General features: G+C 72.6%; 14 protein-coding genes. 6 read left to right on the forward strand and 8 right to left on the reverse strand.

What is annotated here, in order from left to right; genetic code table 11:
* Nucleotides 1-56: 56 nt before the first annotated feature.
* The gene (locus tag KY5_RS27360) at nt 57-887 is read right to left on the reverse strand and encodes a tyrosine-protein phosphatase (RefSeq protein ID WP_234362882.1); all 831 of its coding nucleotides are present in this window, start codon (nt 885-887) and stop codon (nt 57-59) included.
* Nucleotides 888-945: 58 nt separating this feature from the next.
* On the opposite strand from KY5_RS27360, the gene KY5_RS27365 reads away from it, so the two are divergent.
* Complete coding sequence (locus KY5_RS27365) at nt 946-1608, forward strand: HAD-IA family hydrolase (protein WP_098244719.1); 663 nt, start codon at nt 946-948, stop codon at nt 1606-1608.
* Here KY5_RS27365 and KY5_RS27370 read toward each other — a convergent pair.
* A complete protein-coding gene (locus KY5_RS27370) occupies nt 1605-2546 on the reverse strand; it encodes an aminoglycoside phosphotransferase family protein (protein WP_234362883.1) in 942 nt (313 codons plus the stop codon). The two genes, KY5_RS27365 and KY5_RS27370, sit on opposite strands and share 4 nt — an antisense overlap.
* 92 nt (nt 2547-2638) lie before the next feature.
* Here KY5_RS27370 and KY5_RS27375 point away from each other — a divergent pair, with 92 nt between their 5' ends.
* Nucleotides 2639-3553, forward strand: a complete 915-nt coding sequence (locus KY5_RS27375) for a sigma-70 family RNA polymerase sigma factor (protein ID WP_098244720.1) — start codon at nt 2639-2641, stop codon at nt 3551-3553.
* Nucleotides 3554-3582: 29 nt separating this feature from the next.
* Here KY5_RS27375 and KY5_RS27380 read toward each other — a convergent pair whose 3' ends face one another.
* On the reverse strand, nt 3583-5679 hold the full coding sequence (locus KY5_RS27380) for an elongation factor G (protein ID WP_234362884.1): 2097 nt from the start codon (nt 5677-5679) through the stop codon (nt 3583-3585).
* A gap of 177 nt (nt 5680-5856) precedes the next feature.
* Nucleotides 5857-6951, reverse strand: coding sequence for a CPBP family intramembrane glutamic endopeptidase (locus KY5_RS27385; RefSeq protein WP_098244721.1), 1095 nt, complete (start codon nt 6949-6951; stop codon nt 5857-5859).
* A gap of 100 nt (nt 6952-7051) precedes the next feature.
* Between KY5_RS27385 and KY5_RS27390 the strand changes: the two genes are divergently transcribed.
* The gene (locus tag KY5_RS27390; protein ID WP_098244722.1) at nt 7052-9160 is read left to right on the forward strand and encodes a histidine kinase; all 2109 of its coding nucleotides are present in this window, start codon (nt 7052-7054) and stop codon (nt 9158-9160) included.
* Complete coding sequence (locus KY5_RS27395) at nt 9160-9810, forward strand: response regulator (RefSeq protein ID WP_098244723.1); 651 nt, start codon at nt 9160-9162, stop codon at nt 9808-9810. The genes KY5_RS27390 and KY5_RS27395 overlap by 1 nt, the downstream gene beginning before the upstream one ends.
* Nucleotides 9811-9839: 29 nt before the next feature.
* On the opposite strand, the gene KY5_RS27400 is transcribed toward KY5_RS27395, so the two are convergent.
* Both KY5_RS27400 and sodN read right to left on the reverse strand, forming a co-directional pair.
* Complete coding sequence (locus tag KY5_RS27400; protein ID WP_098244724.1) at nt 9840-10427, reverse strand: DUF2867 domain-containing protein; 588 nt, start codon at nt 10425-10427, stop codon at nt 9840-9842.
* A gap of 173 nt (nt 10428-10600) precedes the next feature.
* Complete coding sequence (gene sodN, locus KY5_RS27405) at nt 10601-10996, reverse strand: superoxide dismutase, Ni (protein WP_078075133.1); 396 nt, start codon at nt 10994-10996, stop codon at nt 10601-10603.
* A gap of 144 nt (nt 10997-11140) precedes the next feature.
* Here sodN and sodX point away from each other — a divergent pair, with 144 nt between their 5' ends.
* Complete coding sequence (sodX, locus tag KY5_RS27410) at nt 11141-11575, forward strand: nickel-type superoxide dismutase maturation protease (protein WP_098244725.1); 435 nt, start codon at nt 11141-11143, stop codon at nt 11573-11575.
* On the opposite strand, the gene KY5_RS27415 is transcribed toward sodX, so the two are convergent.
* Nucleotides 11458-12108 carry a CGNR zinc finger domain-containing protein gene (locus KY5_RS27415; RefSeq protein WP_159072604.1) on the reverse strand — a complete coding sequence of 217 codons (651 nt, stop codon included), beginning with the start codon at nt 12106-12108 and terminating at the stop codon, nt 11458-11460. The genes sodX and KY5_RS27415 overlap by 118 nt on opposite strands.
* Nucleotides 12109-12199: 91 nt before the next feature.
* On the opposite strand from KY5_RS27415, the gene KY5_RS27420 reads away from it, so the two are divergent.
* A complete protein-coding gene (locus tag KY5_RS27420) occupies nt 12200-12985 on the forward strand; it encodes a class I SAM-dependent methyltransferase (protein ID WP_098244726.1) in 786 nt (261 codons plus the stop codon).
* Between the two features lie 119 nt (nt 12986-13104).
* On the opposite strand, the gene KY5_RS27425 is transcribed toward KY5_RS27420, so the two are convergent.
* On the reverse strand, nt 13105-13857 hold the full coding sequence (locus tag KY5_RS27425; protein WP_098247511.1) for an amino acid ABC transporter ATP-binding protein: 753 nt from the start codon (nt 13855-13857) through the stop codon (nt 13105-13107).
* Between the last annotated feature and the right edge of the window lie 3 nt (nt 13858-13860).

The raw sequence follows: 13860 nt of genomic DNA on the forward strand, positions 1-13860 counted from the left end.
TTGAACCACCCGGTTCCAGGGGCCCGGACGCCGGGCCCCCGAGCCCTCACCCGGAACTACCCCCGCTCCGCCTCCGCCTCCACCGCCACCTCCACCAAAGCCCTCCGCAACGCCGCCGCGAACTCCTCATCCGTGCCGAGGAGTTCATCGGCGTACCCCCGCACGGACCCGTACCGCTCGGTCAGCGCCGCGAGGAACAGGGTCATGACCTCCGAGGGGGCCTTGCCGTAGCCCGGCCAGATCCCGGTGGCCTCGGGGTGGGTCGTTCGCCAGTCGGCGAGCAGGCGGTCCGATGCGAGGCCGGTGAGGGCGAAGTCCTCGACGATCGCGTCCTCGGGGACGCCGACGAGCGCGAGGACCAGGGCGGCGATCAGGCCGGTGCGGTCCTTGCCGGAGGCGCAGTGGAAGACGAGGGGCTCCTTCGCCGCCGCCGATGCCGCGATGACGTCGAGCACGGCCCTGATCTCCTTGACGCCGTCGTGCGCCACCTCCACGTACCGCTCGGCGAGGTACGGTCCTGGCTCGACGTCCGGGCCGAGCGCGGCCTGGTCGTAGGGCCGGTGCTCGATGCTCAGCTGGTGGTAGGCGAGTCCGGGCAGCTCCGGTACCCGGCCCTTGGCGGCGATCTCCCAGTCGTAGCGCAGATCGACGACCGCGCGCGGCCCGAGTGCGCAAAAGCGTGCCCAGTCCGCGCGCTCCGCCTCGTCCGCCCCGTCGTCGGCCCGCAGCTTGCCGAGCGAGTCGGCGCGGTACAGCAGCCCCGACCGCACGAGGCCCCCGTCGGCGGTGCGCAGGCCCCCCAGGTCGCGGACGTTGTGCAGGCGCGCGAACGGTATGTGCCTGTCGTTCGTGTCTCTGTCGTGCGTGTCTCTGTCGTGTCGGTTCACGTAACGGGACCTTAGAGGGCGGGAGGGCCGGACCTCGCCCCCGTGATAGACACATGCGATGAAGATCTCCGGCCGGGCGTTCGACGCCGTACTGAGCGACCTCGACGGCGTGATCCGCTTCTACGACATGGCGGAACTGGAGCAGTCGGAGCGCGCGGCGGGCCTCGCCGTGGGCAGTACCGCCGAGATCGCCTTCGCGCCCGAGACCGACCTGCCCCTGATGCGCGGCGAGATCACCAAGGACCAGTGGACCGAGGCGATCGCGCACGGGCTCGCCGACCGCGTGCCCCACGAGCGCGGCCGGGAACTCGCGACGACGCTCGCCGAGGCGAAGTTCCGCGCCGACGAGGTGGTCGTGGGCATGCTGCGGCAGGCCCGTGCCGCCGGTCTGCCGGTGCTGCTCGTCACCAACGCGACGCCGTGGCTGGCCGACGATCTCGCGCTGCTCGGTCTCACCGGGCCCACCGGGCTCGTGGACGACGTGATCAGCAGCGCCGACCTCGGCATCGTCAAGCCGGACCGTCGCATCTACGAGGTGGCGGCGGAGCGGGCCGGGGTCGCCCCGGCCCGCTGCCTCTTCGTCGACGACCGCCAGGAGAACGTGGACGCGGCCGCCGCGCTCGGCATGACCGGGCTGCTCTACCGCGACCACGCGGATCTGCGCGCGGTGCTGGAGCCCGCGCTCCGGACCGGGGCGCGGGCGCGTGCGCGGGGCGACTAACCCCCGTACGTCCTGAAGTCGTCGAGCACCGCGTCCAGATGCCGCAGCGACGCGGTCACCCGCGCGGGAACCGCGAAGAACGGATCGTCGGGGACCGGCAGCGACCCGGCGAGCGCCAGGCCGCGCGCCCGTGCCCACGTCGCGTCGTCCTGGTCGACCGCGTCGCGGAACGTCTCCCGCGCCTTTGCGGGCAGGAACATCCAGGCCGGGATCAGATCGCAGGCCGGATCGCCCACCGCGAGCGTGCCGAAGTCGATGACCGCGCTCAGGTGTCCCTCCACCGCGAGGAGGTTGCCGGTCGCGAGGTCGCCGTGCAGCCAGACCGGGGGACGGTCCCACGCGGGCGCGGCGAGCGCGGCCTCCCACACCGCCGTCACGGCGTCCGTGTCGACGATCCCGTCCAGCTTGGCGATCTTCGCGCGTACGAGGGAGTCGGCGGCCAGCGCATCGCACTCGGTGCCCACGCGCTCGCCCCGGAAGGCGTTGCTCAGGCAGGGAGCAGGGCCACCGGTCGCGTCGATCCTCTGCAACGCCCTGATGAATCCGGCCAGTTCGGTGGCCGTGCGCACCGGGTCCGCGAGGTTCTCGGTGGTCGCTGCCTCGCCCTCCAGCCAGCGGTAGACCGACCACGGGAAGGGGTAGCCGAGGCCGGGCCTTCCCGACGCGAGCGGTGCGGAGACGGGGAGGGGCAGTTGCGGGGCCAGCCACGGCAGCCACCGCTGTTCGCGTTCGACCTGCCCGATCCAGCGCTCGTAGCGGGGCAGCCGGACCGAGAGGTCGTCGCCGAGCCGGAACGTCGCGTTGTCCATCCCGGGCAGCGGCACGGACGAGACGGGCAGGTCCGCCCACCGCGGGAACTGCTCGGCGAGCAGGCCGCGGACGAGGTCGTCGTCGATCAGGTCGGGCGATCGGTCAGGGCCGGGCGAGTCGGTCGACAAGAGGAACTCCTGGTGAGAGCAGGGGTGAACGTCACACCGGAACGGTCCGGTCCGTCATTGTCATGACGGACCGCGACGAGAGAATGTGACGCATGGACCAGAACGAAGCCGCTGCCGCCGCCGCCCTCGCGGCCCGGTTCGAGGAGCACAGGCCCCGCCTGAACGCCGTCGCGTACCGCATGCTCGGCTCCCTGAGCGAGTCCGAGGACGCCGTCCAGGAGACGTGGCTGCGGCTCAGCCGCTCCGACTCCGGTGCGGTGGAGAACCTCGGCGGCTGGCTGACGACCGTCGTGGGGCGGATGTGTCTCGACATGCTGCGCTCGCGGCAGTCCCGGCGCGAGGACTCCCTGGACGTCTCCATGGACACGCACGTGCCGGACCCGGTGGTGAGCCGCATGGACGCGGTGGCCGATCCCGAGCAGGAGGTGCTGCTCGCCGACTCGGTCGGCCTCGCCCTCCTCGTCGTACTGGAGACCCTCGCGCCCGCCGAACGGCTCGCGTTCGTGCTGCACGACATGTTCGCCGTGCCCTTCGACGAGATCGCGCCCGTGGTGGAGCGCTCGACGGCCGCGACCCGGCAACTTGCCAGCAGGGCCCGCCGCCGAGTGCAGGGCTCGGCGCCCGCCACGGACACCGGCCTCGCCAAGCAGCGCGAGGTCGTCGAGGCGTGGATGGCCGCGACGAAGGCCGGCGACTTCGAGGCGCTGCTCGAACTCCTCGACCCGGACGTGGTGTTGCGCGCGGACACCGGCGAACTGTCGTCGGGCCTGTCCAAGCTGGTGCGGGGCGCGGCGACGGTGGCCGGGCAGGCGGCGATGTTCGCGCGGTTCGCGCTGGTCTCGCGCCTGGTCCTGGTCAACGGGGCGCCGGGGCTCGTCGCCGTGCCGGACGGCGAGCCGTTCTCCCTCGCGTCGTTCACGGTCGTGGACGGCAGGATCGTGGAGATCAACATCATCGCGGACCGGGAGCGGCTGGCGGGGCTCGGCATGCCGTCGTTCGACGACTGAGGAGGCCGTACGACGGCGGGGAGTCGGTGTCATGCGACCGGCTCCTCCCGGCCCCCGCCGGACGTGCGGCGCACCACCCGCAGCAGGTACTCCTTGCGGCTCAGCGGGTCGTGATCCGTCCGGGCGCGGGTGGGCGGGGCGCCCCGCACGGGCTCGTAGTGGTCGAACGCGGACTCCCACTCGCCCTCGCCGCGCGTGAGTCCGGGCAGCATCTGCTCCAGGGCGTGCACCTGCTTCGCGGGGATGTCCCCCTCCAGTACGTACGAAGCTCCGCTCGTGGTCGGCGTGTGCGGCACCGCCCGCAGTCGCGTGAGCGCGGGCAGGACCGCGCCGAACGTGTCGCCGGGCACGTCGATCCTGAAGCGGTGCATCGGCTCGTGCACCACCGTGCCCGCCCGGCGCAGCGCGTCCATCAGGACCAGCGGCGTCAGGTTCCTGAAGTCGCCCGCCGTGCTCGACATGCTCTTGTCGAAGGTGCCGTGCGCGTGGCTCTGCCTCGGCCAGTAGCCGCAGTGCGTCATCGTGACCGTGCAGTCGGGCACGCGCCAGCCGTACAGGCCCTGGTGCAGGGTCTCCCTGACGGTCTCCTCGACCGCGCGGAAGAACGCGTACGGCATCGCGCCGAGTTCGACGCCGAGCCGGAACTCCACCCCGGCGCCGACCGGCGCGGGCGCCACCCGCAGGCCGACCGTGGCGAGGAACGGGTTGGGGTCCTTGTCGATGATCTCGAACGCCTCGCCCGTGCCGACGACCCGCTCCACGCAGATCGTCGTGGTCTCGCGGAAGGAGACGTCGAGTCCGAAGTCCTCGGCGAGCGTCGCCTGGACGACCTCCTTCTGCACCTCTCCGTAGAGCGAGACCGACACCTCCTGGCGGACGGCGTCCTGCCGCAGGCCGATCAGCGGGTCCTGCTCGGCGAGTTGGGTGAGCGCGACGTGCAGGGCGCCCCGGTCGGACGGGCGGACCGGGGCGACGACGGTCTCCAGGGTCGGCGGCGCGAAGTGGTGCGCGCCGGGCTCGACGCCCGGGCGCGGTACGCCGATCACGTCGCCGATGCGGACGTCGCCGAGGCCCCGGAGCTTGCCGATCCGGCCCGCCCCGACCTCCGTTCGCCGGACGTCGGTGCCCTGGTCGAAGACCGTGATGGCGGTGACCTTGCCTTCGCGCGACTCGCTCGCCCCGTCGGACGCCGCCACGATGTCGACGCGGTCGCGCGTGCGGATCGTGCCGGAGAACATCCGGACGTAGGCGATCTTCTCCCCGGCCGCTCCGCGCTCCACCTTGAAGACGCTGCCGGAGACGGGCCCTTCGGCGTCCCCGGCGTTCGACGGCAGCAACTCGCGGATGCCGTCGGCCAGTTCGCCGACGCCCACGCCCGTCATCGCCGAGCCGAAGAAGACGGGGTGCACCAGCGCGCGGCGGGTCTGGCGGGCCAGCTCGGCGCGCAGCCGGTCGTACGAAAGGGATGCCGCGTCCTCGACGTACGCGGAAAGAACCGTGTCGTCGTGCGAGGCGAGCAGCTCGGTCAGACGGGCGGTGAAGCCGTTGCCGTCGGTGCCGCTCTCGGCGGTGAAGGGGACGAAGCGGGCCTCGCGCGTGCCGAGGCCGGGGACCGTGCCCATCGGGACGACGTCCGGGGTGAGCCGCGTGGCGATGTGGTCGAGCACGCCCTCGTACCGGGCGCCGCGGCGGTCCGTCTTGTTCACGAAGATCAGCGTGGGGATGCGCAGCCGGCGCAGGGTGCGCAGCAGGACGCGGGTCTGCGCCTGCACGCCCTCCACGGCGGAGATCACGAGCACGGCGCCGTCGAGCACGCTCAGGACCCGCTCCACCTCGGCGATGAAGTCCGGGTGTCCTGGGGTGTCGATGAGGTTGACCTCGACGCCGTCGCCCGCGTCGGCACCCGCCGGGGCGTCGATCACGAAGGAGACGACCGCGGACTTGATCGTGATGCCGCGCTGTCGCTCCAGGGCGAGCGAATCGGTCTGGGTGCTGCCGTCGTCGACGCGTCCTGGTTCGTCGATGACACCGGCGGCGTGCAGGAGCCGCTCGGTCAGGCTGGTCTTACCGGCGTCGATGTGGGCGAGAATGCCCAGGTTCAGGGTGTGCGGAGCAGGTGAATGCACGTACCGTCATGTCCTTAGAAGAGGGGTGACTTCCTTCCGGGATGGACATGCGCGAACGCCGCATTTTCTCTCCTGATTCGGACCTGATTCGGACCTGACTCGGGCCTTGTTCGGTGGTGCCGGGCTCTCCCCGACGTTCCCCAGTGCAGCAGGCGGCCCACGCGTGCGGCAACCGATTTACCGCGCGGCCCCCGAGAGAGCACCGGCATCCGTGCCCGTGCCCGCGCCCGTGCTCATCGACCGGATCCCCCGGCGCCGCGCCATCCACAGCACGACCGCCGCGTACGCGCAGAGCATCACGACGTCGACGGCCACCGCCGTCCAGTCCATGTCGGCCGCCGTCTCGTCGGAGGCGAGCGCGCCCGCGATCGCCGCCGAGACACCCATCGCGAGCAGGTTGTTGAGCACGTGCAGGCCGATCGCGGCTTCCAGCCCGCCCGTACGCACGGTCAGCACGCCCGCGACGAGGCCGAACACCACGAGGTCCGCGAACCCCCACGGCGTGCCCCACCCGTGCGCCGCGGCGAACAGCGGCGCCTGCGGCACGATCGCCACCCACGGCGAACGGCACCAGGCGCCGACCGCCTGGGTGAGCCAGCCCCGGAACGCGTACTCCTCCGCCGCCGCCTGGAACGGCACGAGCACGCACACCATCGCGAGCCCGAGCAGGAAGTTCCCGAGCCCCGCCCACTCCGAGCCCTCCGGCCCCGCGCCCCCCGTTTCCGGCAGCAGCAGCATGACTCCGAACGACCCCGCGACCAGCGGAAGTCCCACCAGCGCGCACCGTCCGAGCCAGCCCCACCGCAGCCGCCCGGTCACCGACGACAGCGTCCCGGCCGGACGCCGCTGCGCCCAGTGCGCGGCGGCGAGCACCACGGGGAGCAGCAGCGCCAACGCGAGCAGGGCCTGTCCCGTCTCGCCGACGCCGCCCCACACCCGGAACCCGTCCTTGCCGGTGGGCTTGTCCAGGGCCGCGCCCAGGATCTCGCCGCCGAGCAGCACCACGAGCGAGACGGCCACGGCACCGGCGAGCAGCAGGGCGGTCCCGGCCAGCGGGCGCCACCAGCGGTGGCGGCCCGTGATCAGGGCGAGGCGATGGTAGGGGAGGGGCGGTGCGACGTACGGAGGCGGCGGGGCGTACCCGTATCCGTATCCGTATCCGTATCCGTATCCGTATCCGTATCCGTGCGCCTGCGTGCTTCCCTGCGCACTGTCCGGGTGGTGCGGCGGGTGGTGCGGCGGCGGTCCTGCCGGGTGGGGCGTCGTCGTCATGCCTCCAGCATTGCGGCCCCGACCCGCGGATTCGTCGGCCGACGGCACGATCGTGCTCTCCAACCAGGGATAGACGCGGCTCCGTATCCTTGTGCCCGATATGGAGCGGATACGGAACTGGCTGCTGCCCGTCCTGCTGGCGATCCAGCAGCTGGCCTTCTGGCCGGGACGCGCGTTGCGGGACGGCGACCCGGTCGGCGCCGTCCCGCTCGCGGCGGCGCTCGGCGCGGCGGTCGCCGTCACCGTCGCGCTCGGCGTACGCCGACGCCACCCCGCCGTCGCCGCGCTCGCCGTCGAAGCCGTCCTGCTCGCCTGTCTGCCCCTCCCCGAGGACGCGGCGCTGCTGCACTCGATCAGCGTGCTGGTCGCGCTGTACTCGGTCGCGGTGCGCTGCGACGACCGGCGTGCCGCACTCGTCGGAGCGGTGCTCACCGCGGCCGAGGCGGTCCGTGCCGCGGTGCAGCTCGGCTCGGCGGCCGAGGTCGGCGGCGAGGTCCTGGTGACGGGCGCGCTCGTCCTGACCGTCCTCGGCCTGGGCCGAGGACGCCGCCGCTGGCACGCGGGACGGCGGGCCGCCGCCCGGGACCTCGCGCGGGCCGAGGCCGAACGGGGCAGGGCCGCCACCACCGAACGCCAGCGCCTGGCCCGCGAACTGCACGACGTCAGCGCCCACCACCTCACCTCGGTGGTGGTCACCGCGGACGCCGCGCTGCGGCTCGGCGAGCGCAAGCCGGAACTGACCGCGCAGGCCCTGGAATTCGCGGCGGACAGCGGCCGCGAGACCCTGGCCTCGCTGCACCGCCTGGTGGCGATGATGCGGACGTCGGCGGCCGACGAGGACAGCGCCCTGGAGGAACGCGTCGGTGAACTCGCCGACGGTTTCGCCCGCCTGGGGCTGCGCCCGGCCGTGGAGGTGGCGCAGGGCCTCGCTGCGCTGACAGGACCGGTGGCCGACGCGGCGTTCGGCATCGTGCGCGAGGCCCTCACGAACGCGCTGAGGTACGCCCCCGGGGCCGCCGTCCGCGTACGCGTCGCGGTGGCGGACGACGAGGGCGCGGTCGACCTGACGGTCGAGGACGGCGGGGCGTGCGGCGACGCGGCGGCGGGAGGCGCGCCCGCGGCCCGGCAGCGGCTCGGCTCCGGGCGCGGCACCACGGGCATGCGGGAGCGGGCGGCCGCGCTCGGCGGGACCCTGGAGGCGGGGCCGCGCGAGGACGGACCCGGCTGGTCCGTACGCGCGCGGCTCCCGCGCGGCACGGCGGCCCCGCGCGGCCGTGTGGCACGCCACCCGGCGCTGCGCGGCCTGGACGCGACCGACGGGGCGACCGCGCTCGCGGTCGCCGCGTTCCCCGTCTTCGCGGTGCTCGTCGAGCGCCCCTCGGACGTCTGGCTCGCCACGGGGCCCGTCCTGGCGCACGCCCTGCCGTTGCTGTGGCGGCGGCGGGCGCCCTGGGCGGCCCTCTGCGCGGTGCTCGCCCTCACCTGGCTCGCGCCGCTCGGCCGCGCCTTCGGCCTGCTGCACCCGGACGTGGCGCTGTGTCTGCTGGTGTCCGGCGGCGTGGCGGCGTGCGTGGGCGTGTACGCGGTGGGGGCGTACGCCGGTCCGGCCCGTGTCACCTGGCCCGTGCCCGCGGTGGGCGCGGCCGGACTCGCGCTGGCCTCCATCGCCGTCGCGTCGGCCGACGGCATCGCGGACCTGAGGACGGAGGGCGGCTTCGGCCTCCTGCTCTTCCTGGTCTGCGCCGTGGGCCTGGCCTTCCTGTTCCCGCTGGCGGCCCTCTGGGCCGTCGGCGCGGCCGTCCGGACCCGCCGCGAACGCGTCAGGGCGTACGAGGACCACGCCCTCGCCGCGACGGTCCACTCGGCGGTCGTCGAGGCGTACGAGGAGCGCTGCCGCATCGCCGAGGAGCTGCGCGGCGAGGTCCTGCGGCACGCCTCGGACGTCATCACCCGGGCTGAGGCCGGCGACCTGGGGGCCGTCGCGGACGGGGCGAGGGCGGCGCTGTCGGCGATGCGTGACCTCTTGAGCACCCTGCGGGAGACGACCGCCTCGGCGACGACTCCCACACCCCCCGGCACACCGAAGGAGACACTGCCATCACCCCCCACACTGCCGAGAGCGCGGACGGCGAAGAGCGCGCCGGCGAACGGCGCACCGGCGAAGAGCGGACCGGCGGCGGCGCGGACCGTGCTGGAACCGTCCGAGTGATGGTCGTCGACGACCAGGCCGTGGTCCGTGCGGGCTTCGCGGCGATCGTCGACGCGGAGCCGGACCTGGACGTGGTGGGCGAGGCGGAGGACGGGGCGGCCGCCGTGCGGCTCGCGGGCGAACTCGCGCCGGACGTCGTCCTGATGGACATCCGCATGCCGGGCATGGACGGTCTGACCGCGACCCGCCTGCTCACCGAGGGACGGGGCGCCGACGCCCCGCGCGTCCTGGTCCTGACCACCTTCGACCAGGACGCCTACGTCCACGACGCCCTGCGCGCAGGGGCGTCCGGCTTCCTGCTCAAGGACGCGCTGCCCGAGGAGCTCCTCGCCGGGATCCGCGTGGTGGCGTCGGGCGAGGCCATGCTCGCGCCCACCGTCACGCGCCGCCTGATCGCCGCCTTCGCCGACACGGCACCCGCCCCGGACCCCGAACTCCTGGAGTCCCTCACGCCCCGCGAACGCGAGGTCCTGACCCTGGTGGCCGCGGGCCACACCAACGCGGAGATCGCCGAGGCGCTCGGCGTGACCACCGGCACGGTGAAGTCCCACGTCAACGCCCTGCTCGGCAAGTTGGGCCTGCGCGACCGGGTCCAGGCGACGATCCTCGCGTACGACCTGGGCCTCGCCAGGCCACGGCGTACGCCCTAGCGCGCCATGCGTCGGAGGATCTCGCGAGGTCACGCGCGGGGTGCCGACTCCTGCCACTCGCGTGCGATGCCGCGCAGCATCGCCGGGTAGACGAGCAGGTGCCTGAAGGGGGCGATCGCCGCCATGTACGCCTTGCCGAGCAGGCCGTTGGGCTTCACGAGCACGGCCAGTTGGCCGCGGTAGCCGCCGGACCCGTCAGGGACCCAGCTGAGGTGCAGCACCGCGTGCACGGTGGAGTTGGCCACCTCCGCCGCCCACTCGTCGTCCGTGAGGTAGACCGGGGTGAAGGGCAGTCCGGCGAAGTCCGGCCCGGTCGGGCCTTCGCGCAGATCCCGCGGCAGCCGGTCGCGCAGGGTCGGGACCCGGGAGCCGAGGCCCGCCTTCGGGTCGTCCCAGCCGAAGAGCCTCCCGAGCTTCCAGCGGATCGCGAAGAGCGTGCGGGCGATCCAGGAGGGGTTGTCCGACGTGTCGCCCGCGGCCGTGTTCCGCACGAGGCGCGGAAAGTCGTCGGGGCCGCCGGGCGTCGGCAGCGCCCAGACGTCGTAGAGGCGGAAGTCGTGCGCGATCGCGTGGATCCGCCACGGGCGCGAGGTGTGCGCGGTGTCGGGGAGCCTCATGACGACGTCGTCTCCTTCGGCGCAGGGGCTTACGACCACATACGTACGGTAGCCAGGAAAAACAAGACCGCACCCCGTCCGCCGTGGACGCCGTGACGGCGACCTGCGGACCGGATGCGGTCGAGTGGGCGACGCGACCCGCGGAACCACGGGTCAGTCGGCCTGGGGGGAGATCAAGCCTTCTTGGTCTCCCAGAAGATCTTGTCGATCTGGGCGATGTAGTCCAGCGCCTTCTGGCCCGTGGCCGGGTCCGTCGAGCCCTTGGCGGCCGAGAGGGCCTTGAGGGCGTCGTTGACCAGCTGGTGCAGCTCCGGGTACTTCTCGAAGTGCGGGGGCTTGAAGTAGTCGCTCCAGAGCACCGAGACGTGGTGCTTGGCGAGCTCGGCGCGCTGCTCCTTGATGACGGTGGCGCGGGCCTGGAAGTGCGCGTCGTCGTTACCGGCCATCTTTTCCTGGACGGCCTTGACCGACTCCGCCTCGATGCGGGCCTGGGCCGGGTCGTACACGCCGCAGGGCAGGTCGCAGTGGGCGCTGACCTTCACCTTGGGGGCAAACAGGCGGGAAAGCATGTAGCTGTCCTTCCTCGTGATCGTCTTCTCAGGTGGGACATTACTCCGTGAGAGGCGGGTTTTCGCGAGTGCCCCCATGGGCTTAGGACAAAAGTCCAGGGTCAGACTGGGACTGGTGGAGGATAGGACCGGGGAGGTGCGGTGATGCCGGAGCTGTCGCAGGAGACCGAGCGCGGAAGGGCCGTCTTGCCGTTCGGCGCGGCGGAGGTGAGGGGCCCTTCGATGGTGCCCACGCTGTGCCACGCGGACCGGCTGCTCGTGCACTGGGGCGCGCGCGTGCGCCCGGGGGACGTGGTGGTGCTGCGTCATCCGTTCCAACAGGACCTGTTGGTCGTCAAGCGCGCCACCGAGCGCCGCGACGGCGGCTGGTGGGTGCTCGGCGACAACGCGTTCGCGGGCGGCGACAGCACGGACTACGGCGTCGTTCCCGAGGAACTCGTTCTGGGGAAGGTGCGGTTCCGCTACCGCCCGCCCGCACCGGGGCGCCGCTCGCCGCTCGCCGCGGTGCGCTGGGCGCTGTCCGCCGTGCGGCCCGTGGCGGCCGACCGCTCCGTCTCCAGGCGCTTGCGGGCGCGGTAGGCGGCGACGTTCGCGCGGGTCGCGCAGCGGTCCGAGCAGTAGCGCCGGGAGCGGTTCGTCGAGGTGTCGAGGTAGGCGTTGCGGCACGGCGCCGCCTCGCACAGGCCGAAGCGGTCCACGCCGTGCTCGGTGAGGTGGAAGGCGAGGCCCATCGCGGCGATCGCGGCGTACCCCGCGGTCGCGTTCGACGAGTGGTCCGCCAGGTGCATGTGCCACAGCGGGCGGCCGTCCTCGTCCCGGTGGTCGTGGCCCGAGATCTGCGGGCTGACCGGGAACTCCAGGAGCAGTGAGTTCAGCAGGTCGACGGCGAGCGTCTCGTCGCCCCCGTCGGCCGCCTCGAAGACCGCCCTGAGCCTGGCCCGTACCGAACGGAAGCGCGTGAGGTCGGAGTCCGTGGCGCGGCGGGCCATCTGCGTGCTCGGCCCGAACAGCTCCTTGACCGCCTCGACCGAGGTCAGCGTGTCCTTGTCGCGGCCCGGCTCCTCGCTGTTGACCAGGCGTACGGCGAAGTCTGAGTAATGGGCCAGTTCCACTTGTAGTCCTTACGGGCGCGGGCTAGGGTCGAGTCGTCGGCCGGTAATGACCGATGGCGGTACCAGGGTATTACGAAGCGGAGGGGTTCTGATGGCTGAAACGGGGACGGGCGCCGAGACCGACGCCGAGACGGGGACCAACTGGCGCGCTTGGCAGGACAGTTGGGACCGGCAGCAGCAGTGGTATCTGCCCGACCGCGAGGAGCGGTTCCAGATCATGCTCGACATGGTCGAGGCCGTCGTCGGCCCCGCGCCGCGCGTGCTCGATCTGGCGTGCGGTACGGGAAGTATTACGGACCGGCTGCTCCAGAGGTTCCCGGACGCCACCAGTGTCGGCGTCGACCTGGACCCGGCGCTGCTCGCCATCGCCGAGGGCACCTTCGCCGGGGACGACCGGGTCACCTTCGTCACCGCGGACCTGAAGGACCCCGAGTGGACGGCGGCGCTGCCGCACGACTCGTACGACGCGGTGCTCACGGCGACGGCGCTGCACTGGCTCTTCAGCGAACCGCTCGCCGCTCTGTACGGCCAGGTCGCGGGCCTCGTTCGTGCGGGCGGTGTCTTCATGAACGCGGACCACATGCCGGATCCGGCGACGCCGCGCATCAACGCGGCGGAGCGGGCGTTGCGCCACCGGCGGATGGACCGTGCGAAGGCCGAGGGCGCGGTGGACTGGAAGGAGTGGTGGCAGCTCGCCGCCGCTGATCCCGTGCTGGCCGGGCCCACCGCGAAGCGGTTCGAGATCTACGGGGAGCACGCGGACGGGGACATGCCTTCGGCCGAGTGGCACGCTCAGTCTCTCCGCGACGGGGGCTTCGCCGAGGCGCGCGTCGTGTGGGCGTCGCCGTCCGACTCCCTGGTTCTCGGGCTGAAGTAAGGGGTCGTTGTTCGGGTGCGGGTGTGTGGGGGTTGCTCGCGCAGTTCCCCGCGCCCCCTGCAAGGGGGCGCGGGGAACTGCGCGACCAGCCACCGGAATACCCGCACCGGAAGTCCGCGCTAAAGCACCTTCGACAAGAACGACTGCGTCCGCTCGTGCTGCGGGTTCGTCAGGACGTCACGCGGATGCCCGGACTCCACCACCACGCCCTCGTCCATGAAGACGAGGCTGTCGCCGACCTCGCGGGCGAAGCCCATCTCGTGCGTGACGACGATCATCGTCATGCCGGACTCCGCGAGGTCGCGCATCACGTCGAGGACGTCGCCGACCAGCTCGGGGTCGAGCGCCGACGTCGGCTCGTCGAAGAGCATCAGCTTCGGGTCCATCGCGAGCGCGCGGGCGATCGCCACGCGCTGCTGCTGGCCGCCGGAGAGCTGCGAGGGGTAGTTGCCCGCCTTGTCGGCGAGGCCGACCCGTTCGAGCAACTGCCCGGCGCGCTCCCGCGCCTTGGCCTTGGGGATGCCCTTGACCTGGACCGGCGCCTCCATGACGTTCTCGATCGCCGTCATGTGCGGGAAGAGGTTGAAGCGCTGGAAGACCATGCCGATGTCCCGGCGCTTCAGGGCGACTTCGCTGTCCTTCAGCTCGTACAGCTTGTCCCCCTTCTGCCGGTAGCCGACCAGCTCGCCGTCGACGTAGAGACGGCCCGCGTTGATCTTCTCCAGGTGGTTGATGCAGCGCAGGAACGTCGACTTGCCGGATCCCGACGGGCCGATGAGGCAGAACACCTCGCCCGACTTGACCTCCAGGTCGATGCCCTTGAGCACCTCCACGTTGCCGAAGGACTTGTGGACGCCCTCGGACTTCACCATGGC

Source organism: Streptomyces formicae, assembly GCF_002556545.1.
In the GTDB taxonomy this organism is placed as follows: Bacteria; Actinomycetota; Actinomycetes; order Streptomycetales; family Streptomycetaceae; genus Streptomyces; species Streptomyces formicae_A.